This window comes from Gordonia sp. UBA7860, from assembly GCF_002500165.1.
GTDB classification, from domain to species: domain Bacteria; phylum Actinomycetota; class Actinomycetes; order Mycobacteriales; family Mycobacteriaceae; genus Gordonia; species Gordonia sputi.
Window position 1 is genome coordinate 37,893 of record NZ_DLSO01000030.1, and the last position, 19,371, is coordinate 57,263.

Consider the following 19,371-nt stretch of genomic DNA (forward strand, 5'->3'; position numbering starts at 1 on the left):
CCTGTTCTGTTCTGAGAGAAGGAGTCAGACTGCGATGGCCGAGGTCAGGGATTCGTACGCAGCGACGTTGCGGCGTCGCATGATCAGTGCCTGGACCACGCCGAGCGCGACTGCCGCGACAACGAGTGCGATGAAGAAGTCGGCAAGCGACTGCGAACCGCCGATCAGCGTCGGGAAGTTCCAGATCACCGCCACGAGGATGGTGATGAGTCCGATGAACCCGAGCGTCGGTGCGATCACCGCTCGCCAGAGGCCGGCCTGAATGTTGTTGCGGCGGAAGTACACCAGCACCGCTAGGCAGGTCAGCGCCATCAGCACGACGATTCCCAGGGTTGCGACGCCGGAGAACCAGGCGAAGACCTCGAGTTCGGGATCGAGTCCCAGGGCAGCGAAGACGACGATGAGCAGTGCTGCGGTGATGGTCTGCACGAACGAACTGACATGGGGTGACAGGTGATTCGGGTGCACCGTGCCCAGCTTCGACGGCATCGCCGTCGCCGAGGCCATCGAGTGCTGGTAGCGCGAGATCACGTTGTGGAAGCTGAGGATGCACGCAAAGAGGCTCGTGATCAGTAGCACGTTGACCGTCGTCGATGCCCAGGTGCCCAGGTAGGTCTGTGCCGTCGCCATGATCATGCCCGACGGGTCCTTCGCGGCAGCGGCGACCACGTTGTCCGGTCCCCACGCCATGACGAGTGCCCAGGACGAGAAGGCGTAGAAGACTCCAATGAGCAGGACGGCGACGTAGGTGGCGCGCGGGATGGTGCGGTCGGGGTCACGAGCCTCGTTGCGGAAGATCGCGGTTGCCTCGAAGCCGATGAATCCGGCGACGGCGAACATCAGGCCGATTCCCGGTGCGCCCGACATCACCTCGGACGGCTTGAACGAGGCCATCGAGAGTCCCTGGTTGCCGCCCTTGGCCATGATGGCGATGTCGAGGATCAGCACGATCCCGATCTCAGCGATGAGCAGCAGACCGAGAACCTTGGAACTCAACTCGATGTGCCGGTAGCCGAGGATGCCGGTGAACGCTGCGATCACCAGCGCCCACACCCACCAGGCGATCGACGGTCCGCCGAGGTCGGAGACGCCGGAGGAGATCAGCACACCGATCAGGCCGTACACCGCTGCCTGGATCATCGTGTAGGTCAGCAGCGCCAGATGCGCGGTGCCGAGTCCAAGAGGCCTGCCGAGACCGTAACCGACGTAGGTGAAGAAGGCGCCCGGCCGGGGGATGTAGCGGGCCATCGTGCTCAGTCCCACCGAGAAGAGCAGCAGGACGACGGCGGCGATGACGAACATCGACGGCACGCCCGCGCCGTTGCCGAGCAGGAATGCGACGGGCACACCACCGCCGACGACGGTGAGCGGAGCGGCCGCGGCGACCACCATGAAGACGATGGCTCCGACGCCGAGCGACCCCTGCAGGGATCGAGACGACGAGCCGGATTGGCCGGCGGTGGCAGCGCCGGTATCGATAGATGTCATGTGATTCTCTTCTGCGATCAGACGGACGACATCATGCAAGGAATCGTGCAGGGAGATGTCGTGAGGACTGGGCGTCGATGCCCGTGGATATATGTTCTGACCGCCCCGTCGCGGCGCCGTTGCCCGCCGGTAACACGTCTGGACACCCTTGTGGGACGACGCTCGACGCCGAGACCCGTTGCGTGTCACGCCCACAACACCATCGAGTAACACGGCCGAAACACGCTGTGGTTAGCGTCCGCGCTATGCCGGGACCAGCAAGAGAGCGCGTTCGCGAGCGACTTCGGCTGGGCGCTCGCACTCAGTTGGTCGGGCTTGATCGTCGAAGTCTTGGATTCACCGATGTGGTCGCGCAGTCGGTGGCCGTCATGGCGCCATGCGCTGCAGCCGCAACGATACCCATGCTGCTCGGCCAGGCGAACGCGCCGTTGGTGTGGTGCGTCGTCACGGCAACCGTGCTCTGTGCGTTGGTCGCATCGACGCTCGGTGTCTTCGCTTCGCGCGTGGTTGCTCCGGGCGCCCTCTACACCTATGCGGCCAAGGGGCTCGGCCCCGGGGCAGGCGCTGCCACTGCGGCCGCGATGACACTCGGCTACGGGTCGCTGGCGATGTTCACGCTCTCGCAGACCGCAGCCTATGGGCTACGGATTTTCGGCCTCGGTGCACCGTCGACGCTGACGACGTGTCTTGCCGTTGCGGGGATCGCGGTGGTCATGGGGGTTGTCCTGATCCGAGGCGTACGAGTCTCGGCGCGAGTCGGGCTGATCATCGAGGCCGTTGCGGTCGCCGGATTGTTGACCCTTGTCGGAGTGCTGGTCACACGCAACTGGGACCACATGTCGGTGCGCGCTGCGGTCGCGGTGCCGACCGGATGGTCGCACTATCTTGCGGGCGTAGCCGTCGCGACATGCGGGATCATCGGATTCGAAAGCGCCGCAACACTGTCGGTCGAAGCGAAACGTCCGCTGCGAACCATTCCGCGGGCGATCAACGTCTCGCTGGCCCTCGGCGCTGTCGTCGTTCTCATCGCGACACTGGCACAGGCGGGCGGAGCGAACGTGCTCGACGGCATCTCGGCACTCGGCGAGGGAAACGTCGATGTGCTCACCGAGAGTATCGGAGCGTCGTGGGTGGCCCCGCTCGTGAATCTTGGTGTGTGCGCATCGTTTCTGGCGTGTGCGCTTGCGAGTACGACGGCGCTGACCCGAACTCTGCTGTCGCTGGCCCGAGAGGGCGTCCTTCCCGGCCGACTCGGCTACACGCATCCGCGATTCAAAACGCCGGTCGTCGGCCTGGTTGTGAGTCTGCTCGTGATGGTCGCAGTCATTGTCGTATCGCTGGCGGCGGGTGCGTCGGAGAGTTCCATGCGCGGCTCGATGGCGGCAGCGCCGGCCATCGGATTCATGGTCGCCTACGTCCTGGTCTGTGTTGCGGCGCCTGCCTTTCTGCGCAAGACCGGTGAATTGCAACGACGGGCGGCGGTGACAGCCTGGCTTGCCGCGGTCGGATTCGGCGGCATCCTGGTGGTGTTCGTCGCGACGAACATCGGCGGCATCTGGGCACCTGGAATCATCGGCGCGTTGGTCTGGCTGGCGCTGGCGGCAGTCGGCTATGCGGCGCTGCGTCGCGTTCGGCCACTGGTCACAGCGCACATAGGAATACACGAAACACCTATGCGCTCGGAGGTGTTCAGCGGACACCTCGAGTCCGACGACGCAGTCAGTGGCGGACCGTCGCGATGAGTCCTGCCTTCGGGGGCGACTCGTCGTCGAAATCGGTGATCAACGCACTGCAGATCCTTGAAGAGGTCGCGACGATGGGACCGGGTGTGACCGCCGTCGAGTTGTCCAGGCATCTCGGATTGTCGAAGTCGGCGACGTACCGCCTCGTGAATCTTCTTGCGCAGGAGGAGTATTTGGTCCGTACGCCCGATCTGGGCGGCTTCGCGCTCGGCGCCAGAATCGATCGCATGCTCGGCGCCGCGGCCGGCCCACCGGTCTCCGACCAGCTCCGTACCGCTCTCGACGAGGTGCGCGCGGGTCTACGGTTCGGTGTGCACTTGTTCGGGTGCCACCGCGCGGGGACGTCGCGGGCCCGGCTGAGCCTGATGGACATCGATCCGGATTACCCGCTCAGTGATCCCGGCCGGCTTCTCCATGATCTGACCGCGTCCGCGGCGGGCCGGCTGATGACCGCCGTCGGATCCGGGCATCCCGCCGCGGCACCGACGCATGCGAGCCAAATCGGTTCGTGCATACCCAATTTCGGCTGCGTCTCGGTACCGGTGTGGGGAGCAGATTCGACGCTGGTCGCCGCGCTCACCATCGCCGCGCCCGCCAAGCACATCGAGAACCCGGAGACACTGGTCCGATTACTGGCCGACCCTGCACGACGGGTCGCCGAGATCATGGACTCCGGCGAGGAGTGAGCTGAAGACGGGGAGTAGCTCATATCGCTGAGATCAAGACATGGTCGTGCCGCTACGTCGCCACCGGCCATCCCGGCAGATGCCCCGTCAGTGCCCAGGCAGCCTGTCGGGCCGCCCCGAGTGCGACCCATTCACTTTCGGCGGGAAGAATGACGGCGCCTTCGAAGACTGATGGTGCGATGGCACGTATCGCCGGCGATTTCGCTCCACCTCCGATGAGAATGACCCTCTCGACATCGACGCACTGCGCCTCGATCTGCTCCCGGCACCACACCAGCGAACCGAGTAGTCCTTCGACGGCAGCACGTGCGACCGATGGCGCTGTGAAGTTCTCGGTCGTGATCCCCGTCAGCGATCCAGTCGCATCGGGCAGGTTCGGCGAGCGCTCTCCGGCGAAGTAGGGCACGAGACGCAGTCCGTGTGCGCCTGCAGGGGCCGAGACCGCCAGTCGTGCAAACTCTTCGAGGTCGACGCCAAGCATTCTCGCGGTTGCGGCGAGAACCGGTGCACCGTTCAACGTGCACACCAGTGGCAGATGGCGGCCGGTGCCATCGGCGAAGCCCGCGACAATGCCGGATGGATCGCACGGCGCGACATCGGTGACAGCGCTAATGACTCCGGAGGTACCCAGCGAGACAATCGCGTCGCCCGGACCGGCCTGTAGTCCGAGTGCAGCGGCGGCGTTGTCGCCGAGCCCCGCGCCGAGTAGCGCGCCGCCGGGGATTCGCGCGGCAGCCTGTTCGGCTTCGATCACCCTGGGCAACAACGGACTTCGCCCGTGGAGTGCAAGTTCAAGGAGGTCGGGGCGATATTCGTCTCGGGCAGCGCTGAAGTATCCTGTTCCCGAAGCATCGCTGCGGTCGGTAGTCAGTGTGGCGATGTCGGTCGACCCGGACAGGCGCCACGTCAGCCAATCGTGGGGAAGACATACAGCGGCAGTCGTGTTGGCGTTCTGAGGTTCGTTGTCGGCGAGCCAACGCAGTTTTGCCGCAGTGATCGAGGCAACCGGGACGACGCCGACTGTCTCCGCCCATTTCTCGGGTCCGCCGAGCTCGTCGATCAGATCGGCGGCGCTCGTCGCCGATCGGGTGTCGTTCCACAACAAAGCATCTCGAATCACCCTGCCCGACTCGTCCAGGCAGATCATGCCGTGTTGCTGTCCGGCAACGGACACGGCCGCGACGTTGTCTAGCCCGCCTGCGGCGGAGATGGCCGCGCATAACGCAGTCCACCAGTGCTCGGGATCTACTTCGGTACCCGGCGGGTGTGGCGCGCTCGCCGAGCGAACGACGGCGCCGGTCTCGGCATCACAGATCACGATCTTGCAGGATTGCGTCGACGAGTCGACCCCCGCCACGAGTGTCATGAGAGCAACTCCTTCAGGGTCTCGCGGGAACCCTTGGACCGCAGAGTTTCCAGCGCCCACAGGTAGGGCTTGGTGAAGCCGTCATGGTCGGCGAGTTCGCCGAAGAGCCCTCTTTCCGATACGAAGGCGAGCGGTTCGGTCCGCGACTTTTGTGCCAGTGGCACGAGTTCGTCGGCCTTCGGGTCGACGACGTCGATCGCGTCGCCGTTCTCGTCGATGCCCTCGGCGTATCGCGTCCAACTCGCCACGACGGCAGCGGCAAGATCGACGTTGCCACCCGCCTGGAGCCGCTCGCGAATCACGGGCACGAGCCATTTGGGAATGCGGTCGGAGGAATCCTGGCACAGGCGTGCGATCGTGTCGGCAATGGCGGGATTGGCGAAGCGCTCGAGAAGTGTGTCGATATATGCGTTGACGTCGACACCGGGCAATGGTGCAAGTGTCGGTTCTGCTTCGTCGAACATGTAGCGGCGCAGCAGTTCACGGATGTCGGAATCGCTTGCAGCGTCGTGAACATAGCGGTAGCCGAGTAGGTAACCGAAATAGCACAACGCTTGGTGGCTCGCGTTGAGCAGACGCAGCTTCATGAGTTCGTACGGCGTGACGTCATCGACGATCTGCACTCCGACATTCTCGAGCGCAGGCCGTCCGTCGCTGAACGAGTCCTCGAGGACCCACTGGGTGAATGGCTCGGCAACGACAGGCCAGTTGTCGACGATGCCGGTGCGTGCCTCGACCTCCGCCGCCAATTCAGGCGGGGTGACCGGCGTTATCCTGTCGACCATCGAATTGGGAAACGACGTGTGGGTGTCGATCCACTGAGCGAGCTCAGGATCACGCAGATGCGCGTAGGCAAGGAACGTCGAGCGCGCTACGTGGCCGTTGCCCTGTATGTTGTCGCACGACATCACTGTGAACGACGGAATGCCGCGTGCACGCCGACGTGCAAGGGCTTCTGTCACCAATCCGAAAACCGTTGCCAGAGGCTGATTTCCACTCAGATCTGCGACGATGGCTGGATTCTCGGCGTCGAATTCACCTGTCGCAGGGGAGAAATTGTAGCCGCCCTCGGTGACCGTGAGCGACACGATGCGGGTGCCGGGGTCAGCGAGCTTTTCGAGGACAGTCTCGGGATTGTCTGGAGCATAGAGATACTCGACGATCGATCCGATGACCGAGGTCTCGACAGCGCCATCAGGACTCTTGAGGGTCAATGTGTAGAGCCCGTCCTGGGGCACGAGGGCGTCCCGCATGGCCTGATCGGCATGCCGGACACCGACGCCGCAGATACCCCACGATCGTGACTCGGGTTCGGCGAGAAGGCGATCGACATACATTGCCTGGTGTGCGCGGTGAAATCCGCCGACACCGAAGTGGACGATTCCGGCGGTGATGTGTGCGCGGTCGTAACCGGGAGTCGGAATGCCGGTGATTGTTGGGAGAGCGTCGTTGCTGAGCCGGATACTCACGAGTGCGCCTTTCGGGTGTCGGGTCGGGGTTCGGTGTAGCGCGAGAGTGCCGGGTACACAACAGCTTTGATGTGTCCTGTGATGTGATCGGCGTTGAGCGCCGCGGGCAGCTCGTCGAGTCCGAAACGGGCGGTGACCATGGAGTCGAGGTCGACGGCGCCGGTGGTGGCGAGTCGGGTCGCCGTTGGCCAGGTGTTCGCATAGCGGAAGACGCCCGTCAGGACGATCTCGCGGTTCTGTATCAACGATATGGGCAGTTCCATGGTGTCAGCACCCATGCCGACGAGCACAGCACGGCCGCCGGGTCGAAGAGCGGAGATGCCCGCGGTGACCGCTGCCGGCGCGCCGCTCGCATCGACGAATGCGTTAACGGGTGCGATGACCGTGCCGGGAACGGCGACATCGGTTGCCCCGAATCGGAGTGCCTGCGACCGACGCTGTTCGTCGGGCTCGGTCACGACGATTCGTGAGAGCCCGGCCGCACGGGCTACCTGCGCGCACATCAGCCCGATCGGCCCCGCTCCGCTGATCAGAAGTGAATCACCAAGTCGAACCGATGCTTTCGCGATCGACGCGAGACCGACCGACAACGGCTCGAACAGTGCGGCGGCCTCATCACTCACGTCGTCGGGTACGGCATGAGCGAATGCGGAACCGATCGTCACGAACTCGGTCAGTGCGCCGTCGACCGGGGGCGTTCCGTAGAAGCGCATGGCCGGGCACAAGTGGTAGTCACCACGCATCGTCTCCGTGCTCGTCGGGTCGGGTCGCTGCGGCTCGATCGACACGCGTTGGCCGATGCGTGAGGATCGGACGCCCGCTCCGACGTCGACGATCACCCCGGCGGCCTCGTGTCCGAGGATCAGCGGCTCGCGCACCACGTGCTCACCAATGCGTCCGTGGCGCAGGTAGTGCGTGTCCGAACCGCATATTCCGACCGCGCTGACCTGCACAAGGACATCTCCGGGGCTGGGCCGGGGTACGGGTCTGGTCTCCACGGTCAGCTGTCGGCCGGGTGAGAGAACCGAAGCCCGCATTGCGCAGAGTCCCTGATCACTCGTTGTCGAGGATGTTGCATAGCTCACATCACGGATGTTAGCGTATTGAGCACATTCACCGCTAGTGAGCAAATGCTCACCAGTCGACATCACGCGAACAGGCGATGCTCATGGCGACACGCAACAAGACACCGGCACAGACCCGAGCCGAGGCGACGCATTCCGGTGCCGGCACCTCTTCACGTTCGACGTCTCGCGCGACGTCGGATAGTGGATCGGATCTGAGGTTGCTGGTCCGAGCGGCAACGATGTACCACCTCGAGGGCTTGACCCAAGCCGAGATCGCCGCGCGTCTCGGCGTCTCACGCCCGACCGCTGGGCGGCTCGTGGCACGTGCTCGGGCGCAGGGCCTCGTCCAGGTGACGGTTTCGGCTCCGCCGCACCTCTCCGCGTCGATTCACACCGATGTCGAGCGGAGCGTCGAGCAGGCATTCGGACTCGATGAGGCGCTGGTCATCGATGAGGTCGCCGACGGGACCACATCCGGTAACGCTGCACTCGGCAGGGCCGGGGCTTCGGTCCTCGCACGCCGAATCCAGCCCACGGATACATTCGGATTCACCTGGGGCCCTGAACAAGTCGCGGTAGCCGATGCGATGAGCGCCTCGGCGTCGTGTCAACGGGTGGTCCAGATGGATGGTTCGATGACATCCGTCGAGTACCACACCGGCGTCGATCATGCGCTCGCGAGATTCTCTGAACGATTGCATGCGCAACCACTGCGGTTGGTCGCCCCGCTCTACGTCGACGCAGAGACCGTCACCGCCCTCAACCGCGATTCGATTCTGTCCCAATCGCTTTCCGCGGCGCGGGGTGCTCACATCATGCTCTTCGGAGTGGGCTCCGTGTCCACCTCGACGACGCTGTTCGAGGGTGCGTACATCGACGCCATCGTGCTCGACGAGCTCATCGAGCTGGGCGCGGTGGGAGAGATCGGCGGACGCTTCTACGACGCCGCGGGCGAGCCCGTTTCGTCGAGCCTCGTGGAACGGACGGTGTCTGTGCCGCTCGATGCCGTGCGCGCCTGTCCCACATCCATTCTCGTATCCGGTGGAGTTCACCGCCGTGAATCGATACTCGGAGCCCTGCGCGGCGGTTTCGCCACCATTCTGGTGACCGACACCGAAACCGCCGAATGGCTTGTCATGCAAGAGAAAGGCCGACAGTGAGGTCACTGAGACAACGAAGTCTTCGCGCCGCGCGACGACGGACGACATACATGGTGGCCGCGGTGTGTGCCGCTGCATCACTCGCATTCGTCACAGGGTGTTCGGGCGCGGGTTCGCTTGGCGGAGGCAGCCGAGAGGTCACCGTCGCCATGGTGTCGAACTCGCAGATGCAAGACGCCGTCAAGCTCTCCGAGCAGTTCGAACAACAGAATCCGGGAGTGCACGTCAAGTTCGTGACGTTGTCGGAGAACGAGGCACGAGCGAAGATCACCGCGTCGGTCTCGACCGGCGGTGGCGAATTCGACGTGGTGATGATCAGCAACTACGAGACACCCATGTGGGCAAAATATGGCTGGCTGGTCAACCTGACGCCCTACATGAATGCCGACTCGTCTTACGACGCAGACGATTTCATTCCCTCGCTCAAATCAGCACTTTCCTACAACGGGCAGATGTACTCGGCGCCCTTCTACGGTGAGTCGTCATTCCTCATGTACAACAAGAAGCTGTTCGCGCAAGCGGGTGTGAGTCTGCCCGCCACCCCGACGTGGCCGCAGGTCGCCGACGCCGCTCGCAAGCTCACCAACGACAAGACAGCCGGAATCTGCCTACGTGGCAAGCCCGGGTGGGGCGAGGTGCTTGCGCCGCTCAACACGGTGATCAACGCGTACGGGGGACGTTGGTTCGACGAGGACTGGAACGCTCAACTAACCAGCCCGGAGGCCGAGGCTGCGGTGCAGATGTACGTCGACACGGTTCGCCGATCCGGCGAGGCCGGTGCCTCGTCGTCCGGTTTCCAGGAATGCGGAAACCTGATGTCGCAGGGGCAGGTTGCCATGTGGTACGACGCGACGTCGGCGGTGTCCGTGCTGGAGAGCCCCGACGACTCGACCATCGCCGGCGACGTCGGCTATCTGCCCGCGCCGACGATGGCCAAGAAGGACAACGGGTGGCTCTACACCTGGTCGCTCGGCATTCCGTCGAGTAGCGACAACAAGGACGACGCGTGGAAGTTCATCGACTGGATGACCAACAAGCGCTACATCCAGCACGTCGCCACGACACTCGGCGCGACGCATGTCCCGCCGGGCAGCAGATTGTCGACGTATCAGTTGCCCGCTTATCAGAAGATCTCGCAGCCGTTCGCCGAGCAGACGCTGTCGGCGATGCAGGCGGCAGATCAGCTCAAGCCGACGCTCAAGCCGGTGCCCTACACCGGAATCCAGTTCCTCGCGATCCCAGAGTTCCAGGACCTCGGTACCCGTGTCAGCCAACAGATCTCGGCCGCGATCGCAGGTCAGATCAGTGTTCATGACGCACTGGAGCAGGCGCAGCAGTACGCGCAGGTCGTCGGTAAGTCCTATCAGAGGGAGAGGTAGACCATGGCGACTGCAGTCATGACACCGCCGGCGCAACCCGACGCCGGTTCGGGTAAGGCGGTAACGTCCAAGCGCGACCAGATCACGCGCGCCGAGGGTTGGCGCAGGCGGGGACCGCTGCTACCCGCGCTGATCTTCATGATCGTGGTGACACAGATTCCGTTCGTGTTCACCCTCTACTACTCGACACAGTCCTGGAACCTGGTCCGCCCCGGTTCGCGTCGATTCGTCGGACTCGACAACTACGGCGCCGTCTTCTCCGATAGCCAGTTCTGGAAGGTCACGCTCAACACCATCGTGCTGATTGTGGGAACGGTGCTGATCTCGGTGGTGTTGGGGCTGATCTTCGCGCTGCTGCTCGACCGAAAGTTCTTGGGACGAGGGATCGTACGCACCCTGCTCATCACCCCGTTCCTGGTGACACCCGTTGCGTCGGCGCTCCTGTGGAAGACGAGCCTGCTCTCGCCGACCAACGGCCTGGTCAACTGGGCGCTCAGTCCGCTGGGGATTCACGTCGACTGGTTGTCGCAGTTCCCACTCATGAGTGTGATGGCCGAATTGATCTGGCAGTGGACGCCGTTCATGATGCTTCTCATTCTCGCTGGACTGCAGTCGATGCCGCGCGACATCCAGGAGGCAGCGCGAGTCGACGGTGCGACCAGCTTCCGGCTGTTCCGCGAGCTGACGCTCCCACACCTGCGTCGCTTCATCGAACTGGGCACGGTACTCGGTGCAATCTATCTGGTCAACACCTTCGACGCGGTCTACATGATGACGGCGGGCGGGCCGGGTGTTGCCAGTTCCAACCTGTCGTTTTACATCTACCAGCGGGCGTTTCTCGGATTCGACATCGGCCAGGCCGCCGCGATGGGTGTCGTCACTGTCATCGGGACGATAGTCGTTGCATCGCTGGCACTTCGACTGATCTTCAAATCATTCACCGGAACCGAGGAGGCAGCCTGATGACCGCCACCGCCACCCCGACAACGTCGAGGTCTCCCTCGACGCCGACCCCGATCATCCGACGTCGACGCGATCCGCGCGGCGGTGTGCTGACCGCGATCACCTGGATACTCGCCATAGGGTTCTTCTTCCCGGTGTTGTGGATGGTACTGACGGCGTTCAAGCAGGAGAGTGACGCGGCAACCAACCCGCCCACCTTCTTCTTCACGCCCACCCTGCAGCAGTTCCGCAATGTGTTCGACGCCGGGATCGGCACCCCGCTGCTGAATTCGTTGTGCGCCACCGTGGTCTCGACGATCCTGGTGTTGCTTCTCGGTGTACCAGCAGCTTTCGCGCTGTCGCTGCGCCCGGTGCGTAAAACCAAGGACGCTCTGTTCTTCTTCATCAGTACGAAGATGTTGCCCATCGTCGCGGCCATTATCCCGCTGTACGTGATCGTCGGAAAACTGGGGATGCTCGACAACGTCTGGACGTTGATCATTCTGTACACGGCGATGAACCTGCCGATTGCAGTGTGGATGATGCGGTCGTTCTTCCTCGAAGTGCCCGGAGAACTGTTGGAGGCGGCCAGTATCGACGGCGCGAGTATGTGGACCGCCGTGCGCGAGGTGATCTTGCCGCTCATCTCACCCGGTATCGCTGCCACTGCACTGATATGCGTCATCTTCTCGTGGAACGAATTCTTTTTCGCCGTCAACATGACCGCGGTCAACGCGCAGACCATGCCGGTGTTCCTCACCGGGTTCATGTCGGGGCAGGGACTGTACTGGGCGCAACTGTCTGCGGCGTCGGTCTTGACTGCACTTCCCGTCGTCGTTTGCGGGTGGATCGCGCAGAACAAGCTCGTCCGCGGACTGTCCTTCGGCGCCATCAAGTAGTCAACAGACAATCCAACATTCAGCACACACAGGAGTTCACAATGGCTTCCATCACCTACGACAAGGCCTGCTGCGTTTATCCCGGAGCCGAGAAACTGGCTGTCGACTCACTCGACCTCGACATCGAGGACGGCGAATTCATCGTTCTGGTCGGTCCCTCGGGATCCGGCAAGTCGACGGCCCTTCGAATGCTTGCAGGTCTCGAGGAGATCGACTCCGGCGCAATCCATATCGGCGGGAACAGCATGGTGGGTGTTGCGCCCAAGGATAGGGATATCGCGATGGTGTTCCAGAACTACGCGCTCTACCCCAACAAGACGGTCGGGGAGAACATGGGATTTGCGCTCAAGATGCGGGGAGTGCCCGCAGACGAGCGTAAAGCCAAGGTTGCCGAGGCGGCAAAGCTGCTCGACCTCACCGACTTCCTCGATCGCAAACCCGCGAAACTCTCGGGTGGGCAACGGCAACGTGTGGCGATGGGCCGTGCGATCGTGCGTGAACCGCAGGTGTTCTGCATGGATGAGCCGTTGTCGAACCTCGACGCCAAGCTCCGCGTGCAAACCAGAACTCAGATCGCCGCACTGCAGCGTCGGCTCGGCACCACGACGGTGTATGTGACCCACGACCAGGTAGAGGCCATGACGATGGGCGATCGGGTCGCCGTACTGAAGAACGGGGTGCTGCAACAGTTCTCCACTCCGACCGAACTTTATGACCGACCTCGCAACGCATTCGTGGCAGGCTTCATCGGGTCGCCGTCGATGAACCTGTTCACCGCTCCGGTCACCGACGGCGCGGTGGGTATCGGCAAAGCGAGTGTCGATCTCGACGCAGAATCTCAAGCGGCGCTGCGTAAGTCCGGTGTGTCGTCAGTGACCGTCGGTATCCGTCCTGAGCACCTTGCACTGGCCGATGACGGGGATGCCGGTATCGACGCCGACGTCGCTCTTCTCGAGGAACTCGGTAGTGAGACCTATGTGTACGCGTCTCTGGTCGACGACTCGATCAGAAATCTCGACGGCGACCCGATGACCGTGGTGATCCGATCCGCCGATCGCGCACCGGCCAAGAGGGGCGACGGCATCCGACTGCGCCAGGCCGATCGCGCGGTACACCTCTTCCATCCCGAGACGGGGGAGCGGCTGAACTGATTTCTCCTGGCCATCTGTGCAGTTGGCACCGACTTTTCGGTGGTCTATGGACCCTTTCGATGGTCGACGCACCGTCTTTGGGTACGTAGACTCCGCGAGTGCATGGGCCGCGGTGTGGTTTCGTGCCCACCCGCCGTCTGCAGGCCGGTACGAGTACGCTGCGGCTCCGCTGCACCAACACTCGACCATGGCGAAATGCAGATTGAGGAAGGATCAGCGTTGATCACAGAAACTCGAACGGCCAGCCGCCCCGTGGACGTGTACCGAACACGGCTCGCGGATCACGGAGAGATCGAACCCCGCCCACACCCCGTCGTGTGGGCACAGGACCAGCAGGGTCCGCTGTCGACCGCGGAGATCGATGGCTACCGCGACCGGGGATACCACACAGCTGAAAACGTATTGTCCGACAACGATATCGACACATGCCTGACCGAGGTCGCCTCGATCACGGACAGGTTGGGAGACGACGAGCGCGTGATCCGCGAATCGTCGAACGGTGAGGTGCGATCACTCTTCGCGGTGCACCACCTCAGCGACGCGATCGCGGAGATCTGCGAGCGCACCGAGATCGCAGGCGTCGCACGGCAGATACTCGGAGACGACGTCTACATCCACCAGAGCCGGATCAATCTGAAGCCGGGATTCGCTGGTGGTCCGTTCTACTGGCACTCCGATTTCGAGACGTGGCACGCCGAGGACGGCATGCCGACGCCCCGTGCGCTCAGTGTCTCGCTCGCGCTCACGCCCAACCTCCTGACCAACGGGGCCCTGATGATCATTCCGGGTTCGCACAAGCAGTTCGTCGGATGTGTTGGACGGACCCCCGACGACTACCACAACCAGTCGTTGGTCTCCTACCGTCCGCCGTTCGGGACTCCCGAGGAGTCCGACGTGACAACGCTCGCAGACGAACACGGCATCGACATGATCACCGGGCCTGCGGGGTCGGCGCTCTACTTCGACTCGAACTGCATGCACGCATCGTCGGGCAACATCACGCCGTACCCGCGTAGCAACCTCTTCGTCGTGTTCAACGCGAAATCGAATGCGCTGCAAGAACCTTTTGCCGCCGATGCACCCCGACCGGACTACCTCGCACACCGCTGAGCGGCCAACCGGCCGAGTGCGCTGCCGCCGGACGGCCGCATGCCCGGTCGGATCAGTCGGTCAGGGCGTCGGCGAACCCGAGTCCCTCCGAGGTGAGAAAGTAGAACAACGGAAGGATCGGAAAGACGACGAGCGCAATGAGCGGGTAGACGAAGAAGCCGAGTAGTCCGGCAATCAGATAGAGCCCGATTCCCGCCACCGACCGCCACACCCCGTGCCGCGTGTAGTTCGGTTCCACGCCGTCGGCAAGTAGGTCCGGACGTCGAATCAGATAGGCGTACAAGAGAACCCAACTGGCACACATCGCAGCTGTGATCAGCGCGTAGAGCGCGACGGCGGTGCGGGCGTCGGCGCCGGTGAGATCCTCACGCAACGCGTCGGAGACGACGGCGGTGGGGAATGCGATGAGCGACGTCGTGAAGAGAACGCCGAGGTTGAGTGCGAGTAGCGGCCGATTGGCGTAGCGGATTCGGGCGAAGGCCTGATGGTGGTTGAGCCAGATGACACCGACGTAGATGAATCCTGCCGTATAGGCGACGTAGTCGGGCCAATGTGCGACGAGCGACGGAAACAGTTGACCTGGTTCGTGTCGTGGATCGACCAGACTGAGCACGATGATCGTGACGGCGATGGCGAACACGCCGTCGGAGAAGGCTTCGACGCGGCTGGTCGGCAGAGCCGAGAATCGCTGCCTCTGGTCCGGTGCCGTCATGCAAAGACCTCCCGGTCGGATCCGTCGTCTGATGTCGACGGTATCCCGGCCGGGAGGTCTTCGGACTCAGCTGGTGCTGCCGACCGCCTGCGCGTCGTCGGACGACGGCGTCGCCGTCGGTACCGGCTGCGGACCGCGCTTCGGGATCGTCAGCGTGATCGCGACGCCCACGAAAGCGGCGATGGCTCCGACGAGGAAGCACAGCCGGAACGAAGTGTGTGACGGCATGTCCTGTCCCCCCATCGAGACGGTTGCTGTGGTCAGCAGCACCGCCATCACGGCAGACGAGACCGTGGTACCGATCGAGCGCATCAATCCGTTGAGGCCCACGGCGGAACCGGCCTCGGTCATGGGTACCGAACCCATGATCAGTGTCGGCATGGCCGCGTACCCGATTCCGACGCCAGAAGCCGCGATGATCGATGCGATCATGAGCTGCCACGGCGAGTTCATCAAGAACAGTGCGATCAGGTAACCCACGCCGAGAACGGTCGCACCGATGGCCAGCGTGTATTTGGCGCCGATCTTGTTGATCAGGATGCCCGACACCGGAGAGAAGACCAGCATCATCAGTCCACCTGGTGCCATCCAAAGCCCGGCTGCCAGCATGGTCTGGCCGAGTCCGATCCCGGTTTCCTTCGGCATCTCCAGCAGCGCCGGGATGACCACCGACTGAGCCATCATGCCGAAGCCGATCGCGATGGCGGCGATATTGGTCAGCAGCACCGACGGCCGCGCGGTGGTACGCAGGTCGACGAGCGGGTCTGTGGTGCGCAGCTGGTAGAAACCCCACGCGATCAGAACGACGATGCCCGCAGCCAGCAGTCCCAGCGTGGTGCCGGATGCCCAGCCCCAGTCGTTGCCCTTGGAGACGGCGATGAGCGCGGCGCACAGTCCGATGGCCAGGCCGATGGCGCCGACGATGTCGAGGCGGCCACCGGTGGCGTCGGGCACGTGCGGCACGACGACGACGACCAGCGCCAGCACGACGGCGCCGAGAGCCGCGGCGACCCAGAACAGGGCGTGCCAGTTCCATGTCTGTGCGATCCACGCAGACAGCGGCAGGCCGATCGCACCGCCGACACCCAAGGTCGCGCTCATCGCGGCGATGGCCATCGAGGTGATCTTCGGCGGAGTCACCTCGCGCATGAGGCTGATGCCCACCGGGATGAAGCCCATCGCGAGGCCCTGGATGGCGCGACCGATGATCATCGGGATGACCGAGTCGCTCAGTGCACACACAACCGAGCCGACGACGAGTAGGACGCCCGAGCCGACCAGCACTCGCTGCTTTCCGAACATGTCACCGAGTCGGCCCGCGATGGGCATGGCCACAGCTGCGGCGAGCAGCGTAGCGGTGATGACCCACGAGGCGTTCGAGCGCGACGTGCCGAGCAACTGTGGCAGTTCAGGTTGGATCGGGATCACGAGTGTCTGCATCAACGCGGCGACGAGTCCGCCGAGGCACAGGGCGATCACGGTGGCGACCGCGCCGGTCGCGGTCTTGTTCTCCGCATGCGGCAGTGAAGTTTCTGCAGCAGGGGAAGATTGTGTGTCGGACATGGACACCTCCTTGGGATATGCACAATACATATGTAAACTACATATGCCTAATCGCTAGGGATATTTCGGACATAGTGGACAGTGTTGAGGGCGAAGGGAATTCGTGTGACGAGGGAACGCGTGAGCGGCACCGACGACTCGAGCGATGAGTACGCACCCTGGCCTTCGCCCCTTTATCGCGATCTCGCGGAGGAATTCCTCCGCATGACGCGCCGTCGTTCGCACGTCGATCCCGACTCGATCCTCGAGGTCTCCGCTTTCAACCTGCTCTGGATACTGTCCGATGGCAGGCCCCGCACCCTGCGACAGCTGACCGATGCCATGCAACTGGAGCAGTCGACCGTCAACCGGCAGGTGAACGCGGCGATCAAGCACGGCTATCTCGAGCGCTTCGACGTCGCGGGATCGATCAGCAAGCAGGTCAGGCCGACGAAAGCGGGTCTCGACGCGTTCGAGCACGACGGCCTGCTACGTGCGCGACGCCTCGAGCGTGTGCTCTCCGACATGGGGCCCGGATCTCCGGAGGCGTTGTTTCGCCAACTCCACGCGTTCAACAATGCGTATGACCGTACGCTGGCCGACGACGACCGCAACCGGCGGCGACACGGATAGGAGGCACGATGGCCGACGCTCCGCGGCGATACGTGGTCACCGGAGCCGCCTCTGGAATGGGCTGCGCAGTGGCCGAATCCCTTCGGGCACAAGGGCACACCGTCATCGGTGTCGATCAGCGTGACGCCGACGTCGTCGCCGACCTCGCGACGTCCGACGGTCGAGGCGCCGCCGTCGCGGCCATTCTCGCACTCTGTGACGGTGAGCTCGACGGCGCCGTGCTGGCCGCGGGAGTCGGGCCCAAGGCGGGTGCAGAACGCGCGATTGTCGAGGTCAACACCTTCGGTGTCACAGAACTGCTCAGCGGGTTGCGCGACGCGCTCGCGGCGTCGAACAAGGCGAAAGTGGTTGTCTTCGGCTCCAATTCGACGACCTCCACGCCGTTCGTGCCGAAGTCCGCGGTGCGCAGACTGATGAAGGGCGACGCGGCTGGGGCGGCCACGATCATCCGACGCCGAGGTAAGGCACTGTCGGGGCCGGTCGCTTACGCGGCGTCGAAACTCGCTGTGACCCAATGGTGTCGTGTGCACGGTACCGATCTCGACTGGGCAGGCGCGGGTATCCGGTTGAACGTGATCGCGCCGGGTCCGGTGATGACCCCGCTGTTGCAGGCGCAGCTAGAAGGTGCGTCGGGCAAGAACGTCCGGTCGTTCCCGGTTCCGTTGCGCGAGTACGGCACGCCGGAACAACTCGCGGCGTGGGTCATGGTCATGCTGTCATCGGATGCCGACTTCATGTCGGGTTCAGTGGTCACTGTCGACGGCGGCACGGAGGCGTATCTCCGGTCGCGCGATTGGCCGGTCCGGCTGCCGTTGCACGAGGTCCCGAGAACACTGTGGCGTATGTACCGGGCTCCCAAGGAGGGTCGTGTTGCCAGATACTGAAGGTTCGTCGTCCGAGAATGATTGGGCACCAGGAGCTCTCGACGGCCTTGTGGTCGCCGACTTCACCCGCGTGCTCGCCGGTCCGTACGCGACGATGATGCTCGCAGACCTCGGCGCCGACGTCGTCAAGATCGAACGCCCGGGGGTGGGGGACGACACGAGGACGTGGGGGCCGCCGTTCACCGCCGACGGCACCGCAACCTATTTCGCGTCCGTCAATCGCAACAAGAAGTCGGTGACGCTCGATCTACGCGATCCGGACGATCTGGCCCGCGCTCGCGCGATCGCGCTGCAGGCCGACGTCGTGATCGAGAACTTCCGGGCCGGGACGATGGAGCGTCTCGGTCTGGGATATGACCAATTGCGTTCGGAAAGACCAGATCTCGTGTACTGCTCGATCACCGGATTCGGTCGTGACGGGGGCGCGGCACTGCCCGGATACGACCTGCTCGTTCAGGCGGTCGGCGGATTGATGAGTGTCACCGGCTCTGGACCCGACGAACCGGTGAAAGTCGGTGTCGCGGTCGTCGACGTACTCGCCGGATTGCACGCGGGCTTGGGAATCCTTGCCGCACTTCGTCATCGCGACCGGACCGGACACGGTCAGCGCGTCGACGTCGACCTGTTCTCGGCGTCGTTGTCGTCGCTGGTCAATCAGGCGTCGGGGTTTCTCAACGCAGGTGTAGTACCCGCGCCGATGGGAAATCGCCATCCGAGTATCACTCCCTACCAGGTGTTCTCGACGGCAACCCGTCCGATCGCGTTGGCTGTCGGCAACAATGGTCAGTTCGAGAAGGCTGTCGAGGTTCTCGGCCGCCCGGAACTGGCTGCAGACGAGCGCTTTACGTCGAACTCGGCGCGCGTTGCCCACCGCGATGAATTGATCGACGAGATCACCATGGTGCTCGTCACGAAGGATGCCGATCACTGGTACGCCGAGTTCACAGCGGCGGGAGTACCTGCGGGACCGATCAACTCGGTTGCCGAGGCGTTCGACTTCGCCGACGAACTCGGAATCGACGTGCGCGCCGCGACCCCGGACAGCAAGATCGTGACGACCGCGAACCCGATACGGATGTCGGCGACGCCTGTCACCTACCGCAGTGGACCGCCGGAACTAGGCGCCGACAACGAGGGCTGA

The 19,371-nt window shown here is 63.7% G+C and carries 17 protein-coding genes; 11 read left to right on the forward strand and 6 right to left on the reverse strand.

What is annotated here, in order from left to right; genetic code table 11:
* Window positions 1–24: 24 nt before the first annotated feature.
* Window positions 25–1,488: an APC family permease gene (locus B3T59_RS04415; protein WP_287001583.1), complete on the reverse strand. Its 1,464-nt coding sequence runs from the start codon at window positions 1,486–1,488 to the stop codon at window positions 25–27.
* Between the two features lie 245 nt (window positions 1,489–1,733).
* Between B3T59_RS04415 and B3T59_RS04420 the strand changes: the two genes are divergently transcribed.
* Window positions 1,734–3,230 carry an APC family permease gene (locus B3T59_RS04420; protein WP_287001584.1) on the forward strand — a complete coding sequence of 499 codons (1,497 nt, stop codon included), beginning with the start codon at window positions 1,734–1,736 and terminating at the stop codon, window positions 3,228–3,230.
* Window positions 3,227–3,916 carry a helix-turn-helix domain-containing protein gene (locus tag B3T59_RS04425; RefSeq protein WP_251722750.1) on the forward strand — a complete coding sequence of 230 codons (690 nt, stop codon included), beginning with the start codon at window positions 3,227–3,229 and terminating at the stop codon, window positions 3,914–3,916. The genes B3T59_RS04420 and B3T59_RS04425 overlap by 4 nt, the downstream gene beginning before the upstream one ends.
* 52 nt (window positions 3,917–3,968) lie before the next feature.
* On the opposite strand, the gene B3T59_RS04430 is transcribed toward B3T59_RS04425, so the two are convergent.
* From B3T59_RS04430 to B3T59_RS04440, 3 genes are read right to left on the reverse strand one after another with little or no spacing between them, the layout of a single operon-like run.
* Window positions 3,969–5,282 carry a xylulokinase gene (locus B3T59_RS04430; RefSeq protein ID WP_251722751.1) on the reverse strand — a complete coding sequence of 438 codons (1,314 nt, stop codon included), beginning with the start codon at window positions 5,280–5,282 and terminating at the stop codon, window positions 3,969–3,971.
* Entirely contained in the window at window positions 5,279–6,751 is a 1,473-nt protein-coding gene (locus B3T59_RS04435) for a mannitol dehydrogenase family protein (protein ID WP_251722752.1), read from the reverse strand. Before B3T59_RS04435 ends, B3T59_RS04430 begins: the two co-directional genes overlap by 4 nt.
* On the reverse strand, window positions 6,748–7,788 hold the full coding sequence (locus B3T59_RS04440) for an NAD(P)-dependent alcohol dehydrogenase (RefSeq protein ID WP_251722753.1): 1,041 nt from the start codon (window positions 7,786–7,788) through the stop codon (window positions 6,748–6,750). The genes B3T59_RS04435 and B3T59_RS04440 overlap by 4 nt, the downstream gene beginning before the upstream one ends.
* A 125-nt stretch (window positions 7,789–7,913) precedes the next feature.
* On the opposite strand from B3T59_RS04440, the gene B3T59_RS04445 reads away from it, so the two are divergent.
* The 6 genes from B3T59_RS04445 (at window position 7,914) to thpD (ending at window position 14,459) form a co-directional block, all read left to right on the forward strand.
* A complete protein-coding gene (locus B3T59_RS04445) occupies window positions 7,914–8,978 on the forward strand; it encodes a sugar-binding transcriptional regulator (RefSeq protein ID WP_251722754.1) in 1,065 nt (354 codons plus the stop codon).
* A 50-nt stretch (window positions 8,979–9,028) separates the two neighbouring features.
* Window positions 9,029–10,357, forward strand: a complete 1,329-nt coding sequence (locus B3T59_RS04450) for an ABC transporter substrate-binding protein (protein WP_251722755.1) — start codon at window positions 9,029–9,031, stop codon at window positions 10,355–10,357.
* An 18-nt stretch (window positions 10,358–10,375) separates the two neighbouring features.
* Window positions 10,376–11,320 (forward strand): carbohydrate ABC transporter permease, encoded by a 945-nt coding sequence (locus B3T59_RS04455; RefSeq protein WP_251722799.1) that lies wholly within the window; start codon window positions 10,376–10,378, stop codon window positions 11,318–11,320.
* Window positions 11,320–12,198: a carbohydrate ABC transporter permease gene (locus B3T59_RS04460; RefSeq protein ID WP_251722756.1), complete on the forward strand. Its 879-nt coding sequence runs from the start codon at window positions 11,320–11,322 to the stop codon at window positions 12,196–12,198. The genes B3T59_RS04455 and B3T59_RS04460 overlap by 1 nt, the downstream gene beginning before the upstream one ends.
* Window positions 12,199–12,239: 41 nt before the next feature.
* On the forward strand, window positions 12,240–13,349 hold the full coding sequence (locus B3T59_RS04465) for an ABC transporter ATP-binding protein (RefSeq protein ID WP_005201843.1): 1,110 nt from the start codon (window positions 12,240–12,242) through the stop codon (window positions 13,347–13,349).
* A 195-nt stretch (window positions 13,350–13,544) separates the two neighbouring features.
* Window positions 13,545–14,459: an ectoine hydroxylase gene (thpD, locus tag B3T59_RS04470; protein WP_064864512.1), complete on the forward strand. Its 915-nt coding sequence runs from the start codon at window positions 13,545–13,547 to the stop codon at window positions 14,457–14,459.
* Window positions 14,460–14,511: 52 nt separating this feature from the next.
* Here the strand turns inward: thpD and B3T59_RS04475 are convergent, their stop codons facing one another.
* The gene (locus B3T59_RS04475) at window positions 14,512–15,171 is read right to left on the reverse strand and encodes a TMEM175 family protein (protein WP_251722758.1); all 660 of its coding nucleotides are present in this window, start codon (window positions 15,169–15,171) and stop codon (window positions 14,512–14,514) included.
* A gap of 66 nt (window positions 15,172–15,237) precedes the next feature.
* Entirely contained in the window at window positions 15,238–16,734 is a 1,497-nt protein-coding gene (locus B3T59_RS04480; RefSeq protein ID WP_251722759.1) for an MFS transporter, read from the reverse strand.
* A 204-nt stretch (window positions 16,735–16,938) separates the two neighbouring features.
* Between B3T59_RS04480 and B3T59_RS04485 the strand changes: the two genes are divergently transcribed.
* From B3T59_RS04485 to B3T59_RS04495, 3 genes are read left to right on the forward strand one after another with little or no spacing between them, the layout of a single operon-like run.
* Window positions 16,939–17,346 carry a MarR family winged helix-turn-helix transcriptional regulator gene (locus B3T59_RS04485; RefSeq protein WP_251722760.1) on the forward strand — a complete coding sequence of 136 codons (408 nt, stop codon included), beginning with the start codon at window positions 16,939–16,941 and terminating at the stop codon, window positions 17,344–17,346.
* An 8-nt stretch (window positions 17,347–17,354) separates the two neighbouring features.
* The gene (locus tag B3T59_RS04490; RefSeq protein ID WP_064864506.1) at window positions 17,355–18,230 is read left to right on the forward strand and encodes an SDR family oxidoreductase; all 876 of its coding nucleotides are present in this window, start codon (window positions 17,355–17,357) and stop codon (window positions 18,228–18,230) included.
* Window positions 18,217–19,371, forward strand: coding sequence for a CaiB/BaiF CoA transferase family protein (locus B3T59_RS04495; RefSeq protein WP_251722762.1), 1,155 nt, complete (start codon window positions 18,217–18,219; stop codon window positions 19,369–19,371). Before B3T59_RS04490 ends, B3T59_RS04495 begins: the two co-directional genes overlap by 14 nt.